The sequence below is a fragment of the Arthrobacter sp. TMN-50 genome (genome assembly GCF_054511125.1).
Window position 1 is genome coordinate 426,665 of sequence record NZ_JBTNDG010000001.1, and the last position, 17,929, is coordinate 444,593.

Annotated in this window: 30 protein-coding genes; all 30 read right to left on the reverse strand. The window is 60.6% G+C overall.

From position 1 onward, the window contains the following. Positions 1-3 precede the first annotated feature (3 nt). Positions 4-612, reverse strand: a complete 609-nt coding sequence (rplQ, locus tag ACX80A_RS02005) for a 50S ribosomal protein L17 (protein ID WP_459258024.1) — start codon at positions 610-612, stop codon at positions 4-6. Between the two features lie 66 nt (positions 613-678). After that, positions 679-1,689, reverse strand: coding sequence for a DNA-directed RNA polymerase subunit alpha (locus ACX80A_RS02010; RefSeq protein ID WP_019481518.1), 1,011 nt, complete (start codon positions 1,687-1,689; stop codon positions 679-681). Between the two features lie 167 nt (positions 1,690-1,856). Continuing rightward, positions 1,857-2,258, reverse strand: a complete 402-nt coding sequence (gene rpsK / locus ACX80A_RS02015) for a 30S ribosomal protein S11 (RefSeq protein WP_049829160.1) — start codon at positions 2,256-2,258, stop codon at positions 1,857-1,859. Between the two features lie 105 nt (positions 2,259-2,363). Further along, the gene (gene rpsM, locus ACX80A_RS02020) at positions 2,364-2,741 is read right to left on the reverse strand and encodes a 30S ribosomal protein S13 (RefSeq protein WP_196840181.1); all 378 of its coding nucleotides are present in this window, start codon (positions 2,739-2,741) and stop codon (positions 2,364-2,366) included. A 175-nt stretch (positions 2,742-2,916) separates the two neighbouring features. Then, positions 2,917-3,030 carry a 50S ribosomal protein L36 gene (rpmJ, locus tag ACX80A_RS02025; RefSeq protein ID WP_024475611.1) on the reverse strand — a complete coding sequence of 38 codons (114 nt, stop codon included), beginning with the start codon at positions 3,028-3,030 and terminating at the stop codon, positions 2,917-2,919. 73 nt (positions 3,031-3,103) lie between these two features. After that, on the reverse strand, positions 3,104-3,325 hold the full coding sequence (gene infA / locus ACX80A_RS02030) for a translation initiation factor IF-1 (protein ID WP_019481515.1): 222 nt from the start codon (positions 3,323-3,325) through the stop codon (positions 3,104-3,106). A gap of 197 nt (positions 3,326-3,522) precedes the next feature. Beyond that, positions 3,523-4,347, reverse strand: coding sequence for a type I methionyl aminopeptidase (gene map, locus ACX80A_RS02035; protein ID WP_459258025.1), 825 nt, complete (start codon positions 4,345-4,347; stop codon positions 3,523-3,525). A 5-nt stretch (positions 4,348-4,352) separates the two neighbouring features. Continuing rightward, a complete protein-coding gene (locus ACX80A_RS02040; protein WP_459258026.1) occupies positions 4,353-4,925 on the reverse strand; it encodes an adenylate kinase in 573 nt (190 codons plus the stop codon). Next, positions 4,922-6,235: a preprotein translocase subunit SecY gene (gene secY / locus ACX80A_RS02045; RefSeq protein WP_459258027.1), complete on the reverse strand. Its 1,314-nt coding sequence runs from the start codon at positions 6,233-6,235 to the stop codon at positions 4,922-4,924. The genes ACX80A_RS02040 and secY overlap by 4 nt, the downstream gene beginning before the upstream one ends. 192 nt (positions 6,236-6,427) lie before the next feature. Next, positions 6,428-6,919 carry a 50S ribosomal protein L15 gene (rplO, locus tag ACX80A_RS02050; RefSeq protein ID WP_459258028.1) on the reverse strand — a complete coding sequence of 164 codons (492 nt, stop codon included), beginning with the start codon at positions 6,917-6,919 and terminating at the stop codon, positions 6,428-6,430. Continuing rightward, entirely contained in the window at positions 6,919-7,131 is a 213-nt protein-coding gene (gene rpmD / locus ACX80A_RS02055) for a 50S ribosomal protein L30 (RefSeq protein WP_019481510.1), read from the reverse strand. The genes rplO and rpmD overlap by 1 nt, the downstream gene beginning before the upstream one ends. Further along, on the reverse strand, positions 7,131-7,886 hold the full coding sequence (gene rpsE / locus ACX80A_RS02060; RefSeq protein ID WP_459258029.1) for a 30S ribosomal protein S5: 756 nt from the start codon (positions 7,884-7,886) through the stop codon (positions 7,131-7,133). The genes rpmD and rpsE overlap by 1 nt, the downstream gene beginning before the upstream one ends. Continuing rightward, entirely contained in the window at positions 7,883-8,266 is a 384-nt protein-coding gene (gene rplR, locus ACX80A_RS02065; protein WP_019481508.1) for a 50S ribosomal protein L18, read from the reverse strand. The genes rpsE and rplR overlap by 4 nt, the downstream gene beginning before the upstream one ends. A 2-nt stretch (positions 8,267-8,268) precedes the next feature. After that, positions 8,269-8,805 carry a 50S ribosomal protein L6 gene (gene rplF, locus ACX80A_RS02070; protein WP_459258030.1) on the reverse strand — a complete coding sequence of 179 codons (537 nt, stop codon included), beginning with the start codon at positions 8,803-8,805 and terminating at the stop codon, positions 8,269-8,271. A 24-nt stretch (positions 8,806-8,829) separates the two neighbouring features. Continuing rightward, complete coding sequence (gene rpsH / locus ACX80A_RS02075) at positions 8,830-9,228, reverse strand: 30S ribosomal protein S8 (protein WP_019481506.1); 399 nt, start codon at positions 9,226-9,228, stop codon at positions 8,830-8,832. Positions 9,229-9,327: 99 nt separating this feature from the next. Then, complete coding sequence (gene rplE / locus ACX80A_RS02080; RefSeq protein WP_019481505.1) at positions 9,328-9,903, reverse strand: 50S ribosomal protein L5; 576 nt, start codon at positions 9,901-9,903, stop codon at positions 9,328-9,330. Next, positions 9,903-10,283 carry a 50S ribosomal protein L24 gene (rplX, locus tag ACX80A_RS02085; protein WP_196840172.1) on the reverse strand — a complete coding sequence of 127 codons (381 nt, stop codon included), beginning with the start codon at positions 10,281-10,283 and terminating at the stop codon, positions 9,903-9,905. The genes rplE and rplX overlap by 1 nt, the downstream gene beginning before the upstream one ends. A gap of 3 nt (positions 10,284-10,286) precedes the next feature. Next, positions 10,287-10,655, reverse strand: coding sequence for a 50S ribosomal protein L14 (gene rplN / locus ACX80A_RS02090; RefSeq protein WP_019481503.1), 369 nt, complete (start codon positions 10,653-10,655; stop codon positions 10,287-10,289). Between the two features lie 286 nt (positions 10,656-10,941). Next, entirely contained in the window at positions 10,942-11,235 is a 294-nt protein-coding gene (gene rpsQ / locus ACX80A_RS02095; protein ID WP_459258031.1) for a 30S ribosomal protein S17, read from the reverse strand. After that, on the reverse strand, positions 11,232-11,597 hold the full coding sequence (rpmC, locus tag ACX80A_RS02100; RefSeq protein ID WP_459258032.1) for a 50S ribosomal protein L29: 366 nt from the start codon (positions 11,595-11,597) through the stop codon (positions 11,232-11,234). The genes rpsQ and rpmC overlap by 4 nt, the downstream gene beginning before the upstream one ends. Before the next feature lie 2 nt (positions 11,598-11,599). After that, entirely contained in the window at positions 11,600-12,016 is a 417-nt protein-coding gene (rplP, locus tag ACX80A_RS02105; protein ID WP_196840170.1) for a 50S ribosomal protein L16, read from the reverse strand. Beyond that, a complete protein-coding gene (rpsC, locus tag ACX80A_RS02110; RefSeq protein WP_019481499.1) occupies positions 12,017-12,874 on the reverse strand; it encodes a 30S ribosomal protein S3 in 858 nt (285 codons plus the stop codon). After that, positions 12,874-13,239 (reverse strand): 50S ribosomal protein L22, encoded by a 366-nt coding sequence (rplV, locus tag ACX80A_RS02115; protein WP_026553530.1) that lies wholly within the window; start codon positions 13,237-13,239, stop codon positions 12,874-12,876. Before rplV ends, rpsC begins: the two co-directional genes overlap by 1 nt. Before the next feature lie 38 nt (positions 13,240-13,277). Then, positions 13,278-13,559 (reverse strand): 30S ribosomal protein S19, encoded by a 282-nt coding sequence (gene rpsS, locus ACX80A_RS02120; protein WP_019481497.1) that lies wholly within the window; start codon positions 13,557-13,559, stop codon positions 13,278-13,280. A 12-nt stretch (positions 13,560-13,571) separates the two neighbouring features. Further along, on the reverse strand, positions 13,572-14,411 hold the full coding sequence (rplB, locus tag ACX80A_RS02125; protein ID WP_196840169.1) for a 50S ribosomal protein L2: 840 nt from the start codon (positions 14,409-14,411) through the stop codon (positions 13,572-13,574). 31 nt (positions 14,412-14,442) lie between these two features. Further along, positions 14,443-14,748 carry a 50S ribosomal protein L23 gene (rplW, locus tag ACX80A_RS02130; protein ID WP_196840168.1) on the reverse strand — a complete coding sequence of 102 codons (306 nt, stop codon included), beginning with the start codon at positions 14,746-14,748 and terminating at the stop codon, positions 14,443-14,445. Beyond that, positions 14,745-15,392, reverse strand: coding sequence for a 50S ribosomal protein L4 (gene rplD, locus ACX80A_RS02135; RefSeq protein WP_459258033.1), 648 nt, complete (start codon positions 15,390-15,392; stop codon positions 14,745-14,747). Before rplD ends, rplW begins: the two co-directional genes overlap by 4 nt. 4 nt (positions 15,393-15,396) lie before the next feature. Then, on the reverse strand, positions 15,397-16,053 hold the full coding sequence (rplC, locus tag ACX80A_RS02140; RefSeq protein WP_196840166.1) for a 50S ribosomal protein L3: 657 nt from the start codon (positions 16,051-16,053) through the stop codon (positions 15,397-15,399). Between the two features lie 16 nt (positions 16,054-16,069). Continuing rightward, the gene (gene rpsJ, locus ACX80A_RS02145) at positions 16,070-16,378 is read right to left on the reverse strand and encodes a 30S ribosomal protein S10 (protein WP_003803825.1); all 309 of its coding nucleotides are present in this window, start codon (positions 16,376-16,378) and stop codon (positions 16,070-16,072) included. Between the two features lie 720 nt (positions 16,379-17,098). Further along, on the reverse strand, positions 17,099-17,488 hold the full coding sequence (locus ACX80A_RS02150; RefSeq protein WP_459258034.1) for a PDDEXK family nuclease: 390 nt from the start codon (positions 17,486-17,488) through the stop codon (positions 17,099-17,101). Between the last annotated feature and the right edge of the window lie 441 nt (positions 17,489-17,929).

Below are 17,929 nucleotides of genomic sequence, written 5' to 3' on the forward strand. Positions count from 1 at the left end.
GAATTACTTCTTGCCGTCGTCCTCGGTGGTTCCTTCTTCAACGACAACAACCTCGTCAGCGCCGGCCTCGGCGCTGATGTTGGTGTCCTCAGCCGCAACCTCGTCGGCCGAAGAAGCTGACTCTGCGGAATCCGCTGACTCGGGTGAGTCTGAAGAATCAGCTGACTCAGGCGAATCCGCAACGACCGGCGCAACTGGAGCTGCGTTGGCCTTGGACTGCTCGGCTTCGGCAACAACCGACTGCTTCGCCGACATTGGCTCGAGAACCAATTCGATGACTGCCATCGGAGCGTTGTCGCCCTTACGGTTGCCGATCTTGGTGATCCGGGTGTAACCGCCTTCGCGGTTCGCAACGGCAGGAGCAATGTCGGTGAACAGCTCGTGGACGATGCTCTTGCTGCTGATGATGCCAAGAACGCGACGCCGTGAGGCCAGGTCGCCCTTCTTCGCGAAGGTGATTAGGCGCTCCGCGTAGGGACGAAGCCGCTTCGCTTTGGTCACCGTGGTGGTGATGCGCTTGTGCTCGAACAGTGAGGCGGCCAAGTTGGCGAGCATCAGGCGTTCGTGCGCCGGACCGCCTCCGAGACGTGGGCCCTTTGTTGGTGTGGGCATGATTGTTTCTCCTCTAAGTGGTCCTGTCCGCCGCTTCCCAGCGGCGGACAGGTCTTTCTAACGTTGTTAGAGCTCGTCGTCGCTGTAGGCGGCGTCGTCTTCTTCAATGGCTGCTGCGCGAGCTGCCAGATCGAACCCTGGAGGGGAATCCTTCAGGGACAGGCCTAGTTCAACCAGTTTCGCCTTGACCTCATCGATGGACTTGGCACCGAAGTTACGGATGTCCATCAGATCAGCCTCGGAGCGGGCAACGAGTTCACCCACGGTGTGGATGCCCTCGCGCTTGAGGCAGTTGTAGGACCGAACGGTCAGTTCAAGATCTTCAATCGGCAGCGCCATGTCGGCTGCCAGGGCAGCGTCGGTCGGCGATGGGCCGATCTCGATCCCCTCGGCCGCGGTGTTCAACTCACGGGCGAGACCGAACAGCTCCACCAGGGTGGTACCCGCTGAAGCCACTGCATCGCGGGGGGCGATAGCGTCCTTGGTTTCGACGTCGACAATCAGACGGTCGAAGTCGGTGCGCTGCTCGACACGGGTTGCTTCAACCCTGAAGGTGACCTTCAGTACCGGCGAGTAGATCGAGTCGACCGGAATACGGCCAATCTCGGAGTCGCCGGACTTGTTCTGCGACGCTGACACGTAGCCGCGCCCACGCTCGATGGTGAGTTCGAGCTCGAACTTTCCCTTCGAGTTGAGGGTGGCAATGTGCAGATCCGGGTTGTGGAACTCGACACCGGCTGGCGGTGCGATGTCCGCAGCGGTGACGACGCCGGGACCCTGCTTGCGCAGGTAGGCGACGACTGGCTCGTCGTGCTCGGAAGACACGGCAAGGTTCTTGATGTTAAGGATGATCTCAGTGACATCTTCCTTGACACCCGGCACGGTGGTGAATTCGTGCAGCACGCCGTCGATGCGGATGCTGGTAACGGCTGCACCCGGGATCGACGAGAGCAGCGTGCGGCGGAGCGAATTGCCGAGGGTGTAGCCGAAACCGGGCTCCAGCGGTTCGATGACGAACCGTGAGCGGTTGTCGGCGACGACTTCTTCAGTCAGGGTGGGGCGCTGTGCAATAAGCACTTACATTTCCTTTCAGGGAGCATCCGCTATATGACGCAACACAAATGGTGGAAAGGGACAGCTAGCAAGCAACGCTTATTAGCTTTAGGGGCGGTGTCGAACGCCGCCCTGCGTTAGCCCAGGTAATGGGATCAAACGCGGAGCGGCATTCGCACCAGAAAAGCTAATTAGACGCGGCGGCGCTTTGGCGGCCGGCAGCCGTTGTGTGCGCTGGGGGTGACGTCCTGGATGGAGCCAACCTCAAGGCCCGTGGCCTGCAGCGAGCGGATTGCCGTTTCGCGACCTGAACCTGGACCCTTCACGAAGACGTCGACCTTGCGGACGCCGTGTTCCTGTGCACGCTTGGCAGCAGCTTCAGCAGCCATCTGTGCAGCGAACGGGGTTGATTTACGAGAGCCCTTGAATCCAACTTCACCAGCGGAGGCCCAGGAAATAACTGCGCCTGAAGGGTCCGTGATGGACACGATCGTGTTGTTGAACGTGCTCTTGATGTGCGCCTGTCCAAGCGCGATATTCTTCTTATCCTTGCGACGCGGCTTACGGACCGCTCCACGAGTCTTGGGGGGCATTGCTTCTCCTACGAAAGGTGATGGGTGAGGTGCCGGGACCGGAGGCCCTGCGGCGAAGTTGCTTGATGTGACGAGCCAGAGCCGGTCACTTCAAGGAGCAGCCAGTTAGCGCGCGGCCTTCTTCTTGCCGGCGACGGTCCGCTTTGGACCCTTACGGGTACGCGCGTTGGTTTTCGTGCGCTGTCCACGCACTGGAAGACCTCGGCGGTGGCGGATGCCTTCGTAGCTTCCGATTTCCACCTTCCGGCGGATATCGGCGGCCACCTCACGACGGAGGTCACCTTCGACCTTGTAGTTGACCTCAATATAGTCACGCAACTGCAGCAGTTCCGCGTCGGTGAGGTCCTTGACGCGCGTGTCCGGGCTGATCCCGGTCTCTGCCAACGTCTTGTCTGCACGGGTCTTGCCCACGCCATAGATATAGGTAAGCGCTATCACTACCCGCTTTTCGCGGGGAATGTCTACGCCAGCGAGACGTGCCATAGTGGCGGTTCTCCTTTGGTATTACTGGAGGTCTGAAACAGAGCGGCCTGCTGAAAATCTCAGCTCCCCGGCCTCCGTGCCCGGGGGTGTGCTCCCTCGAATCGAGGGAACTGCTCTGCTTTTATGGTTGTACTACTGCTGCGTGCGGGCTGTACTTCTCGACAAGAGAAGGACGTTAGCCCTGACGCTGCTTGTGGCGCGGGTTTTCGCAGATCACGAGTACGTTGCCCTTGCGGCGAACCACCTGGCACTTATCGCAGATCCGCTTGACGCTCGGCTGGACCTTCATGGTTTTCCTTTGCGTTGTTTGCAGATTGTGCTGTAACTACACTCCCTACCCTGAGTCAGGATGGGAGAATTCCTTATTTGTAGCGGTAGACGATCCGACCTCTGGTGAGGTCGTAAGGGCTAAGCTCCACTACCACCCGGTCCTCAGGGAGGATCCGGATATAGTGCTGACGCATTTTTCCCGAGATGTGGGCAAGGACAATGTGTCCGTTGGCCAGCTCAACGCGGAACATCGCGTTGGGCAGAGCCTCGTTCACAGTGCCTTCAATCTCAATGACACCGTCTTTCTTGGCCATATCCTCCGCTAACGTCTATGCCCACCGCTCTCGCGGCGGGCGCTTGGGGTTGTGATCGTTGGCCTACTTCCGCCACAGCTCCGGACTACCGGACCGTGCACGCGGGGGCACCCTAAATGGGCACAAGAGTAGAGACAACCAACAGACAACACTACGCCATGGGTACTGAAATGTTAAATCTTGCAGTTCGGCGCAGCTCAGGACAGTGCGACGGGCGTGACGCCGAGCGGCTTGAGCTTGGCTGCGCCCCCATCCTCGGCGCTGAGCACCCAGATGCCGCCGTGGTGCACGGCGACTGTGTGCTCCCATTGGCAGGCGCGTCGTCCGTCGGCGGTGACTACTGTCCAATCGTCGTCGAGCAACGTGGTCTCCAGCCGCCCAAGGACGAGCATGGGCTCGATTGCCAGACACAGCCCCGGCCGGACTTTCGGGCCCCGGTGCCCGCTTCGGTAGTTGAGGACATCTGGCGGCTGATGCATGGCCGTGCCGATGCCATGCCCTACATAGTCCTGCAGGATGCCCATGGGTTCGCCGTCGAGACCTGACACGTAGTCATCGATGGCATTCCCAATGTCCCCGACATGCCGTGCGTCAGCAAGCGCGGCAATTCCGTGCCACATGGCTGACTCGGTTGCGTCGGACAGGCGCCGGTCCTCGGGCCGAGCCTGTCCCACTATGACCGAGCGGGCGGAATCGGAATGCCACCCATCAACAATGGCGCCGCCGTCAATGGACAGGATATCGCCGTCCTGTAGGACATAGTCACCGGGAATGCCGTGGACCACTTCGTCATTCACTGAGGCGCAGATGGATGCAGGGAACCCGTGATAGCCCAGGAAGTTGGAGGTCGCGCCGGACGCTTTGAGCACCCCCGCGAACACTCCGTCGAGCTCCCGCGTCGTCACTCCGACAGCTGCTGCCGCGATCGCTTCGTCGAGCGCCGTCGAAAGCACCAGGCCAGCCTTCCGCATGGTACGGATCTGCTGATTGTTCTTGTATTCGACTTTCGACTGGCGAAACATTTGACCTACCGCGAGCCGTTCAGGGCGGTGACGACTCGTTCGGTCACCGTATCGATAGCACCGATCCCGTCAACCCGTTTCACAATGCCGCGCCCCTCGTACTGGGAGACGACACCCTCGGTCTGCTCGTGGTACAGATCCAGCCGGTGTCGGATCACGGTCTCGTTGTCGTCGCTGCGGCCGTCGAGCTCCGCGCGGCCGGTCAACCGGCGCACCAGTTCCTCGTCGGGTGCCGTGAGCTGCAGGACCGCGTCAAGGGCGAGATGGTTTTGAGCCAGAATGTCATCCAACTCGGTAACCTGGGCAGCTGTCCGCGGGTAACCATCGAGGAGGAAACCCTCACGGACGTCGTCCTCTTTGAGCCGGTCCCGCACCATGGAGTTGGTGACGCTGTCGGGCACGAAGTCACCGGCGTCCATGTACTTCTTGGCTTCCAATCCCAACGGGGTTTCGCGCTTCACGTTGTCGCGGAAGATGTCTCCGGTGGAGATCGCTACCACGCCGAGTCGTTCGGAGATCCGCGCGGCCTGTGTGCCTTTGCCGGACCCGGGAGGACCGATTATGAGCATGCGTGTCATCGCAACAACCCTTCGTAGTGACGCTGCTGAAGCTGAGCGTCGATCTGCTTCACCGTCTCGAGTCCAACGCCCACCATGATGAGAATTGAGACACCGCCGAAGGGGAAGTTCTGGTTTGCGTTGATCAACACGAGCGCAATCAACGGGATCAGTGCGACCAGGCCCAGGTAAATGGCGCCAGGAAGGGTGATGCGGGACAGCACGTACTGCAGGTACTCAGCCGTGGGCCTGCCAGCGCGAATGCCGGGGATGAACCCGCCGTACTTCTTCATGTTCTCGGACACCTCGTCCGGGTTGAACGTGATCGCTACGTAGAAGTAGGTGAAGAAGACGATCATTGCGAAGTAAAGAGCCATGTACAGCGGGTGATCGCCGTTGGCCAGGTACGTAGTGATGAAGTTGACCCATTCCGGCGGTGGTGTCTGTCCGTCGGTCGGGGTGTTGAACTGGGCGATCAGCGTGGGCAGGTAAAGCATGGAGGACGCGAAGATCACTGGGATGACGCCGGCCATGTTGACCTTGATCGGGATGTAGGTGCTGCTCCCCCCGAGCGTGCGTCGCCCAACCATGCGCTTGGCGTACTGGACGGGGATTCGCCGCTGCGACTGCTCAACGAAGATCACCAGCGCAACGACTACCAGACCGATGGCAATGACCGCAACGAAGACCGTCCACCCCTGGGTCCGGAGGATCTCGCCGAGCGAGGTGGGGAAGCCAGCAGCGATGGCGGTAAAGATCAGCAACGACATGCCATTGCCGACGCCGCGCTCGGTGATGAGCTCACCCATCCACATAATTAGTCCGGTACCGGCGGTGAGCGTGATGATCAGCAGCAGGACGGTGATGATGGTGTCGTCGGGGATGATCGGCACTGGGCAGTCGCCGAGCAGTGCACCCGATCGTGCCAGGGAAACAAGGGTGGTGGCGTTCAGCAGGCCTAGCGCGATGGTCAGGTAGCGCGTGTACTGGGTCAGGGTGGATTGACCCTGCGCGCCTTCCTGGTGCAGTTCCTGGAAACGGGGGATGACTACCCGGAGGAGTTGGGTGATGATGCTCGCCGTGATGTAGGGCATGATGCCCAGCGCGAAGATAGACACCTGGAGGAGTGCGCCACCACTGAAGAGGTTCACGAACTCGTAGAGGCCGCCCTCCGTGTTACCGAGCTGCAAACATTGCTGAACATTGCCGTAATCGACACCCGGTGCGGGGATAAAGGCACCCATCCGGAAGATGGTGATGATTCCAAGCGTGAACAACAGCTTGCGCCGCAAGTCTGGCGTCCGGAAAGCCCGGCCAATAGCGCTAAGCAAGCGTCCTCCTGAAGGTCTTGGTGTCCATGGCGGACAGATACACAACAACCGAGTCTAACGGTTGAAACCCGGTGCGTCGGACCCGGGGGTGGCTCGGTGAGCCTATTGGCCATAAAAAACTCTTGGTGAGCCGGAATGTTCCGGCCCACCAAGAGTCTAGTTGCTGGATCGGTTAGATCACAGCGGGTCTGCCTAGAGTCCGGTAACCGAACCGCCGGCTGCAGTGATTTTTTCTGCAGCGCTGGCCGAGTAGGCGTGGACCGTGACGTCGACCTTGACGGTGATGTCGCCCGTGCCCAGTACCTTTACGGGCTGGTTCTTGCGAACCGCACCGTTGGCCACCAGGCTGTCGACCGACACCTCACCGCCGTTCGGGTACAACTCCGAGATTTTGTCCAGGTTCACTACCTGGAACTCGACCCGGAACGGGTTCTTGAAGCCGCGCAGCTTGGGAAGGCGCATGTGCAGGGGAAGCTGACCACCTGCGAAGCCTGCCTTGACCTGGTAACGCGCCTTGGTTCCCTTCATACCGCGCCCTGCGGTCTTACCCTTCGAGCCTTCGCCACGGCCCACACGGGTCTTGGCGGTTTTGGCTCCCGGGGCGGGACGCAGGTGGTGGACCTTGAGTGCGTGAACGCGCTCTGTGTCCGTTGCTGTGGCTGTTGCCACTTTCTTCTCTGCCATTAGTTGGCCTCCTCAACCTTCACGAGGTGCGGAACCGTGTTGACCATGCCAACGGTGACGGCATCAGCGGTCCGGACAACAGTGTGTCCGATGCGCTTCAGACCGAGTGACCGCAGCGTGTCGCGCTGGTTCTGCTTGCCGCCAATGACGGACTTGATTTGGGTGATTTCGAGCTTCGCTGAGCTTACTAACACGCGCTTGGGAGTTGCCATTACGCACCTGCCTTTTGTTCCTGCATTGCGCGCAGCATTGACGAGGAAGCTACCTGGTCCAGTGGCAACCCACGTCGGGCGGCTACTGCCTGAGGCTCTTCCAGCCGCTTCAGCGCGTCAACAGTTGCGTGAACAATGTTGATGGCGTTCGAGGAGCCGAGTGATTTGGACAGGACATCGTGGATGCCGACGCATTCCAGTACAGCGCGCACTGGACCACCAGCGATAACGCCGGTACCTGGGGAGGCCGGGCGGAGCAGGACTACGCCTGCAGCCGCTTCGCCCTGAACCAGGTGAGGAACTGTGCCACCGATGCGGGGAACCTTGAAGAAGGACTTCTTGGCCTCTTCAACGCCCTTGGCGATTGCTGACGGAACTTCCTTGGCCTTGCCGTAACCTACGCCGACCATGCCGTTACCGTCGCCGACGACAACCAGGGCGGTGAAGCTGAAGCGCCGTCCACCCTTGACCACCTTTGACACCCGGTTGATAGCAACCACGCGCTCGACGAACTTGTCCTTGTCGTCGCGTCCGCCGTCGCGGCCACCACGGCCACCATCGCGGCCGCCACGGCCACCGTCCCGACCGCCAGCACCGCCGGCGCCGCTGTTACGGCCACCGCGTTCTCCGCGGGCACCGCCCTTGCGGTCGTCGGCTGCTGCCGTTGCGGGTGCTTCTGCAGTCGAAGCTGCAGCAGCAGGCTGTTCAGTACCTGTACTCAATTCAGGTTCCTTTGCATTGATTTCCTCGGTCACAGTGCCAACCCACCTTCGCGGGCGCCATCTGCGATGGCGGCAATGCGGCCGTGGTACTTGTTGCCGCCACGGTCGAAGACGACAGCTTCGATTCCAGCAGCCTTGGCGCGTTCTGCGACGAGGTTGCCCACGCGCTTGGCCTTGGCGGTCTTGTCACCGTCGAATGCACGGAGATCGGCTTCCAGGGTGGAGGCCGACGCAACCGTGACACCCAGTCCGTCGTCGACGACCTGAACGAACATGTGCCGTGCGGACCGGTTGACTACCAGACGCGGGCGAACCGCGGTTCCAGTGATGCGCTTGCGCACACGGAGGTGGCGACGTCCACGCTGGGCGGACTTGCTCTTGGAGCTTCGCTTCTTGTTAATGCTGATAGCCATGATTATTTACCAGACTTTCCGACTTTACGGCGAACAACTTCGCCTGCGTAGCGCACGCCCTTGCCCTTATAGGGGTCCGGCTTCCGCAGCTTGCGGATGTTAGCGGCGACTTCGCCGACCTGCTGCTTGCTGATGCCGGAGACGGAAACCTTGGTGGGTCCCTCAACGGTCAGAGTGATGCCTTCCGGTGCCTTGACTGCTACCGGGTGGCTGAAGCCCAGTGCGAACTCCAGATCGGAACCCTTGGCCTGCACGCGGTAACCGGTGCCGACAATTTCGAGGTTCTTCTTGTATCCGTCGGTCACACCGATGATCATGTTGGAGATCAGGGTGCGGGTCAGGCCGTGCAGCGAACGCGATTCGCGCTCGTCGTTGGGCCGCGTGACGGTCAGTGTGCTCTCATCAAGTTCAACCAGGATCGGGCTGGGCACGGTGTGGCTCAGCTCGCCCTTGGCTCCCTTGACGGACACCAGGTTACCGGCGACTTTTACCTCAACACCCGCGGGAACGGAGATGGGGAGACGTCCAATACGTGACATGTGTTTACTCCTTCTCTGTTCCGGCTACCAGACGTAGGCGAGGACTTCCCCACCCACGCCCTTCTTGGATGCCTGGCGGTCTGTCAGCAGCCCTGAGGATGTGGACAGAATGGCGATACCGAGCCCGCCCAGAACGTGGGGCAGGTTGGTGGACTTCGCGTAAACGCGCAGTCCCGGCTTGGAGATGCGGCGGATGCCGGCGATTGAACGCTGGCGTTCAGGACCGAACTTGAGGTCGATGGTCAGCTTCTTGCCAACCTCCGCTTCCTCTTCCTTCCAGCCCGCGATGTAGCCTTCAGCCTTTAGGATGTCGGCGACGCGAGCTTTGAGCTTGCTGTATGGCATGCTCACGGTGTCGTGGTATGCGGAGTTTGCGTTGCGCAGACGTGTCAGCATGTCTGCCACAGGATCTGTCATTGTCATGTGGGCTCTTGCCCTTCCTCGTAACGGTTTCCGGGGCCCGGTTTAGGGTGTTCGGCTTGCGCCTTGCCCTGCCCGGTACGGACCTGGAACGTAGTTAGATTAATCTTCGGATTTGAACGGGAAGCCGAGCGCTTTGAGCAGTGCACGGCCTTCGTCGTCGGTCTTTGCTGTGGTGACAACGGTGATGTCCATGCCACGTACGCGGTCGATCTTGTCCTGGTCGATCTCGTGGAACATTGACTGTTCCGTGAGGCCGAAGGTGTAGTTACCGTTTCCGTCGAACTGGCGGCCGCTGAGGCCACGGAAGTCGCGGATACGGGGCAGTGCGAGCGAGACCAGACGGTCGACGAATTCCCACATGCGGTCGCCACGAAGGGTTGCGTGGCAGCCGATGGGCATTCCCTCGCGCAGTTTGAACTGTGCGATGGACTTGCGGGCCTTGGTGACCTGAGGCTTCTGACCGGTGATCTGGGTCATGTCGCGCACAGCGCCGTCAATGAGCTTGGAGTCCTTTGCGGCATCTCCAACACCCATGTTCACAACAACCTTGACCAGGCGTGGAACCTGGTTGACGTTGGTGTAACCGAATTCTTCCTGCAGGCCGGACTTGATTTCGGCGGCGTAGCGCGTCTTCAGGCGCGGGGAGATCTTTGTCTCTACGGCTTCGGTAGTCATTAGAGATCCTTCCCTGATGCCTTGGCGACGCGGATCCGGACCGTACGCTCTTTACCGTCTTTTTCGACGGTATCGATGCGGTAACCGACACGAGTCGGCTTGTTGGTCTCGGGGTCAACCACTGCAACGTTGCTGATATGGATGGGGGCTTCAATGACCTCGATGCCACCGGTCTTGGAGCCGCGCTGCGACTGGCCAACCTTGGTGTGGCGCGTGACGCGGTTGATTCCCTCGACAAGTACGCGGTTGTTTTCGCGGAAGACGCGAAGAACCTTGCCCTGCTTGCCACGGTCTCCGCCGCGTTCCTGCTTGGCACCGCTGATGACCTGAACCAAGTCACCCTTCTTGATCTTGAATTTCACTGTCTTGTTCGCTCCCATGGGTTAGAGCACCTCCGGCGCTAGCGAGATGATCTTCATGAAGCGCTTGTCGCGAAGTTCGCGACCAACGGGACCGAAGATACGCGTACCGCGTGGGTCGCCGTCTGTCTTCAAGATCACCGCAGCGTTCTCGTCAAACTTGATGTAGGAACCATCCGCACGACGGCGTTCCTTCTTGGTGCGGACGATGACCGCCTTGACGACATCGCCCTTCTTGACGTTGCCGCCGGGAATTGCGTCCTTGACGGTGGCGACGATGACGTCACCGATGCCTGCGTAGCGGCGTCCGGATCCACCGAGAACGCGGATGGTCAAGATTTCCTTGGCACCCGTGTTGTCGGCGACCTTTAGCCGCGACTCCTGCTGAATCACTTATTACTCCTGTCGTCGCGCTGGTTCTCTCAACGAGCCTTGCGGAACGGATATGGGTTGGCCCCGTAATACTGGTCCTCAGCCTGCGCGGGCGCGAACACGCCAACGCGAAGAATGCTGAACAAGATTATCGGGCTTTTGTCTCAATCGCCGGTGTGGAAGCACATACCTAACCCACAGGACAGACAAGATTTTCATCTTATCGCGAAAGCGCCCCGGACGCGAAATCGCTGCTGCGATAACTCGTCCGGGGCGCAGTCGTCAACTGCTGGATCCCTGAATGGGCCTACTTGGCGCGCTCGATGATCTCGACCAGGCGCCACCGCTTGGTAGCGGACAGCGGGCGGGTCTCGCTGATGAGAACGTGATCGCCGATGCCGGCGGTGTTCTCTTCATCGTGGACCTTGACCTTGGTGCTGCGGCGAAGAACCTTGCCGTACAGCGCGTGCTTCACACGGTCTTCAACCTGCACCGTGATCGTCTTTTCCATCTTGTCCGAGACTACGTAGCCACGGCGGGTCTTACGGTAGCCGCGGGCGAGATCGTCCGACGTCGTTGCTTCACTCTTCTGTTCACTCACTTGGCGTCCTCCTTAGAAGCCTCGGTACCTGCAGCAGGTGTGCCTGCGTCCGGCGTGCCCGCATCCGGGGCGTCTTTGGTGGAGGCCTTCTTGGACTTCTTGGCCTTTTCAGGCTTTGCTTCCTCAACGGGAGCAACATAGTCAGGCCGAATGCCGAGCTCGCGCTCACGCATCACCGTGTACAGGCGTGCGATGTCGCGCTTTACCGAGCGGAGACGCCCGTGGTTTTCCAACTGTCCGGTTGCGGACTGGAAGCGCAGGTTGAACAGCTCTTCCTTGCCCTTCCGGAGCTCCTCGACCAAACGATCACGATCGAAGCCGTCCAGCTGCTCGGATGTCAGTTCCTTTGAACCAATAGCCATATCTACTCACCACCTTCACGACGCACAATGCGTGCCTTCAACGGCAGCTTGTGGATTGCTAGGCGCAGGGCTTCGCGGGCTACCTCTTCTGATACACCGGAGAGTTCGAAAAGAACCCGACCCGGCTTGACGTTCGATACCCACCACTCAGGGGAACCCTTACCGGAACCCATACGGGTTTCAGCAGGCTTCTTGGTCAGTGGGCGGTCAGGATAAATGTTGATCCAGACCTTGCCGCCACGCTTGATGTGGCGGGTCATGGCAATACGTGCAGCTTCAATCTGACGGTTGGTGACGTATGCCGGGCTCAGAGCCTGGATACCCCATTCACCGAAGCTGACCTGCGTGCCACCGGTAGCAGCGCCGGAACGACCCGGGTGGTGCTGCTTACGGAACTTGACTCGACGTGGGATAAGCATTTAAGCCTGTCCTCCTTCCGCTGCTGCCGGAGCTGCAGCTTCAGCCGGTGCGGCAGTTGCCTGCGCCTCGGTGGGAGCGGAACCGGCAGGGTTACGACGACGACGGTCAGCGCCGCGGTCTCCGCCACGGTCAGCTCCCGCTGGGCCACGGCTCGGACGATCGCTTCCGCCGCCACGTCCACGGGACGGTGCAGCTGCAGCCTGGGCTGCGAGCTCCTTGGCAGTGATGTCGCCCTTGTAGATCCAGACCTTCACGCCGATACGGCCGAAGGTGGTCTTGGCTTCGAAGAACCCGTAATCGATATTCGCGCGAAGGGTGTGCAGGGGCACACGGCCTTCACGGTAGAACTCGGAACGGCTCATTTCTGCGCCACCCAGACGACCGGAGCACTGGACACGGATGCCCTTTGCGCCGGCGCGCTGCGCTGACTGCATAGCCTTCTTCATCGCACGGCGGAACGCCACGCGTGAGGAGAGCTGCTCTGCAACGCCCTGGGCTACAAGCTGAGCTTCCATCTCGGGGTTCTTGACCTCGAGGATGTTCAGCTGAACCTGCTTGCCGGTCAGTTTCTCCAGCTCGCCGCGGATGCGGTCTGCTTCGGCGCCGCGGCGACCGATAACGATACCGGGACGGGCAGTGTGGATATCCACGCGGACACGGTCACGGGTGCGCTCGATCTCAACCTTGGCGATACCGGCACGGTCCATGCCTGTGGCCATCAGTTGACGGATCTTGATGTCCTCGCGGACATAATCCTTGTACCGCTGACCGGGCTTGTTGCTGTCGGCAAACCAGTGCGAACGGTGGTCCGTGGTGATACCGAGCCTGAACCCATGCGGGTTTACTTTCTGTCCCACTAGCGGACCTGCGCTTTCTCAGGGGTGGCTACTACAACTGTGATGTGGCTAGTCCGCTTCAAAATGCGGAATGCACGGCCCTGGGCGCGCGGCCGGAACCGCTTCATCGTGGGGCCCTCATCAACAAATGCCTCGCTGATGAACAGGTTATCTTCGTCGAATGCGACGCCATCCCGGTCCGCGAGGACTCGGGCGTTGGCGACGGCCGACTGTACTACCTTGAATACCGGCTCTGAAGCTGCCTGTGGGGCGAACTTCAGTATTGCCAGAGCCTCATTCGTCTGCTTGCCACGAACCAGGTTGACGACGCGCCGGGCCTTCATAGGCGTGACACGCGAAAAACGCGCAACTGCCTTGGCTTCCATTGCTTTCCTTCTCTCGTCTTCTGCCGCTCGAGCAGCGCCTAGCGGCGCTTGCCCTTGCGGTCGTCCTTTACATGGCCGCGGAAGGTCCGCGTCGCAGCGAATTCGCCGAGCTTGTGCCCGACCATTGACTCTGTGACAAACACCGGGATGTGCTTGCGCCCGTCGTGCACGGCGATCGTGTGCCCCAGCATGTCGGGGATGATCATTGAGCGGCGGGACCACGTCTTGATGACGTTCTTGGTGCCCTTGTCGTTTTCACGAGCGACCTTCACAAAAAGGTGCTGATCGACGAAGGGGCCTTTCTTCAGGCTGCGTGGCATGTCTCCAGGCTCCTATCGCTTGTTCTTGCCGGAACGACGGCGACGCACAATCAGTGAGTCGCTCTCTTTGTTTTTGCGGCGGGTACGGCCTTCGGCCTTACCGTTCGGGTTCACCGGGTGACGGCCACCAGAGGTCTTACCTTCACCACCACCATGTGGGTGATCAACCGGGTTCATGGCAACGCCACGAACGGTTGGGCGGACGCCCTTCCAGCGCATACGGCCAGCCTTGCCCCAGTTGATGTTGGACTGTTCTGCGTTTCCAACTTCACCGATGGTGGCCCGGCAGCGAACATCCACATTGCGGATTTCGCCGGAGGGGAGGCGGAGCTGCGCGAAGCGGCCCTCCTTGGCAACCAGCTGGACCGACGCACCGGCCGAGCGAGCCATCTTGGCCCCGCCGCCTGGACGCAGTTCCACAGCGTGGATCACGGTACCAACCGGGATGTTACGCAGTGGCAGGTTGTTGCCTGGCTTGATGTCAGCGCCTGCTCCGGCTTCCACCGTGTCGCCCTGCTTCAGGCGGTTCGGTGCAACGATGTAGCGCTTAGTGCCGTCAACGTAGTGGAGAAGCGCAATGCGAGCCGTGCGGTTGGGATCGTATTCGATCTCAGCAACACGTGCGTTGACGCCGTCCTTGTCGTGGCGACGGAAGTCAATCAGGCGGTACTGGCGCTTGTGGCCACCACCCTTGTGACGGGTCGTGATCCGACCGGTGTTGTTACGACCACCCTTTTTAGGGAGGGGACGCACCAGGGATTTTTCCGGGGTGGACCGAGTGATTTCTGCGAAGTCAGCAACGCTCGAGCCGCGACGGCCGGGGGTTGTTGGCTTGTACTTAAGAATAGCCATGTGTCATTTCCTCGTTAAAGTGGTCTCCGCCCTAAGAGAGCGGACCGCCGAAGATGTCGATCGTTCCTTCTTTGAGGGTCACGATGGCACGCTTGGTAGCCTTCCGCTGACCCCAGCCGAAGCGGGTGCGCTTGCGCTTACCCGAACGATTGAGAGTGTTGATCGAGTCGACCTTGACGGAGAAAATCTTCTCCACGGCCAGCTTGATCTCTGTCTTGTTTGAGCGCGGGTCGACCAGGAAGGTGTACTTACCTTCGTCGATCAGGCCGTAGCTCTTTTCCGAGACGACCGGCGCAAGGACGACGTCGCGGGGATCTTTGGAGATGGTCGCGCTCACTTGGCGTCCTCCGTAGCTGTTGTGCTCTCGTCAGCATCTACGGTCGTGTCGGTGGAACCGACGAACGTGTCGTAAGCGGCCTTCGTGAAGATCACGTCATCGGAAACCAGCACGTCATAGGTGTTGAGCTGGTCAACATAGAGGACGTGTACTTCCGGGACGTTCCGCACGGACAGTGCCGTGAGATCGTTGGCGCGCTCAATAACGATGAGCAGGTGTGGACGCTCCGAGATGCTGCGAAGCGCGTCGATTGCACCCTTGGTGGACGGCTTCTCGCCGGATACCAGGGATTCAAGAACGTGGATACGGCCGTTACGTGCCCGATCAGAGAGTGCACCGCGCAGGGCGGCTGCCTTCATCTTCTTGGGGGTGCGCTGGCTGTAGTCGCGTGGGGTGGGTCCGTGAACAACGCCGCCACCGGTCATGTGAGGGGCGCGGATCGAACCCTGACGGGCGCGACCTGTTCCCTTCTGCTTGAACGGCTTGCGGCCTGCGCCGGATACCTCTGCACGGGTCTTCGTCTTGTGCGTACCCTGGCGGGCAGCTGCAAGCTGAGCCACGACGACCTGGTGCAGCAAGGGCACGTTGGTCTGCGTGTCGAAGATCTCTGCGGGGAGATCGACCTTTACAGTGTTGACAGCCATTTGGCTATGCTCCCTTCACGGCGGTGCGTACGAGGACGACCTGGCCGCGGGCGCCGGGGACGGCACCCTTGATGAGCAGCAGCGACTTCTCGGCATCCACACCGTGAACCGTGAGGTTCAGAGTGGTCTGACGAACGGCACCCATACGGCCTGCCATTTTCATGCCCTTGAAGACGCGGCTGGGGGTGGACGCGCCACCGATCGAGCCGGGCTTGCGGTGGTTCTTGTGGGCACCGTGGGATGCGCCGACGCCGTGGAAGCCGTGACGCTTCATAACACCGGCGAAGCCCTTGCCCTTGGTGGTGCCGATGACGTCGACCTTCTGGCCGGCTTCGAAGATCTCCACGGAGAGCTCCTGGCCCAGCGAGTAGGTGTCAGCATCGGAGGTACGCAGCTCAACGACGTGGCGGCGCGGCGTGACGCCGGCCTTTTCGAAGTGACCGGCCAGAGGCTTGGTCACCTTGCGGGGGTCGATCTGGCCGAAGCCGATCTGGACGGCGGTGTAGCCATCCTGGTCCGCTGAACGGAGCTGGGTAATGACGTTGGAGTCAGCCTGGACGACGGTAACCGGCACGAGCAGGTTGTTTTCGTCCCAGACCTGGGTCATCCCGAGCTTGGTGCCCAGAAGACCCTTGACCTGACGCGTAAGTGAAGTAGACATTATGATCCGCTCTCCCTTACAGCTTGATTTCGATGTTCACGTCCGCAGGCAGGTCGAGACGCATCAGCGAATCAACGGCCTTGGGCGTGGGGTCAATGATGTCGATCAGACGCTTGTGTGTACGCATTTCGAAGTGCTCGCGGCTGTCCTTGTACTTGTGCGGTGAGCGGATAACGCAGTACACGTTCTTCTCCGTCGGCAGTGGCACTGGGCCAACAACCGTAGCGCCTGCGCGCGTCACCGTCTCAACGATCTTCCGTGCTGATACGTCGATGACCTCGTGGTCATACGACTTCAGCCGGATGCGGATTTTTTGTCCCGCCATGGCGTCTCGACTCTCTCTCTCAAGAATTCTTGAATATCTGTCAGTTCCTGCACGTGCTGCGCCCGTTGCACTGGCGCTCCTCCCACAGACTGAATCCGGAAGTTTCCGGGTTCCTCACCCTGTGGAGGTACCGACCCCCGCGCTCGGGCGTGTCGTGGATTCTTCGCAAACTGATCCTCAGAATGCATCCACGTTTCCAGCCCAGCTGAAATGAGGGTGGTTATATTTGGGCTAACCGCCCGGTGAACACTGACCCTGCATCAGGCATTATCCTGACCGGGACGGTATCTCAAACCGCGCGCGCAAGCGCTTGAACAACTTGTCCAGTTTGCCAGATATCAGTGCAGAAGGCGAATCAGGGTTCCGACACGCCGCCAGCTGTGCTCCGACCGTGGATGACGCCAGCACCCGCCGTCGCCGTCGGCACGCTGGCCTACGCGCAAAAGTGGCAGAGGCGCAGAATCACTGTGGGGCAACCCACCCCCCTCCACCACTCCCGAAGCCTACCTGGCCCTCCCCTACTTTCCGTGCCTTCCCCACTCTCAGTGTCTTCCCCTCTTTCCAGCGGGCGGGCGGGCCGGCGCCGGAGCTCTGCGCCTGGGCTACTCCCGCGCCACTTTCCAGCGGGCGAGCCCAAAAGCGGCAAGCGCGGCACATATAGTAGGGGCGCTTGCCGATTTCTGCGGCGTTAGTCCGATTCAGCAGCGCTGGCCGCGGGACCTACGGCCTCCCCCTGACCGGACGACCGGCTTCCAGCCCCTTGGAGACAAGCAAAGCGAGCAGCCGCTCCGGCTTGTAGACGTCCTCCCAGATCCAGCGCACCACAGTGAACCCCAGCGCGCGCAACCGATCCTCGCGGATCTTCTCGTCGACCACCACCTGGCTGGCACTACGCCCGCCCATGTACTCGGGCTTCTGGTACTTCACCAGACCATCAAACTCGCCGATAAGTCTCCGCTCCCGCCAGTAGAAGTCGGTCTGGGCGACGAACCCATGTGCATCGTTGAACGTTGCTTGAAGCTCCGGCCGCTCTATACCCAAAAGCGCCATCTGTGCCCGGCTGGCAGATTCGCCCGGTGAGCCCGATACCGGATCGCTAAAGGTTAGCACCGTGTCCATTCGTCTTCTCGATGCCGCCGATCCTAGACTTTCTGCGGCTGTTCGAAGCCGCGCTGCATCAGTTCTGTTTCGCCGGAGTGAGTCATCCAGCGCGACGACCGCGCTGGCAAAAGTCGACTCGGTGGCTAGAGCGAGAAGCGTGTAGTCCAAGGAGGTTACACGCAGGCCATCCAGCCGTACCGTGGCCGGCGTATAGCCTTCAGTGAAATGACGGCGGATGTCTTTCCTTGACCTGTCGGACCGCCGGCCCTCCTGTTGTGTGTGCACACGCGGAGGGACACCCAGGATCGGAATTGAATGCAGCACGGCTGCGCTCTCATGAGAGAAAAGGGGCGGGCGCTGGGCGCTGAGGTTGACTGCAAGAACCAGGACCCGGTATCGGTCCCAGCGATTCAGGACCTGCCACTCCCCCGCGTTAATGTAGACACCCTG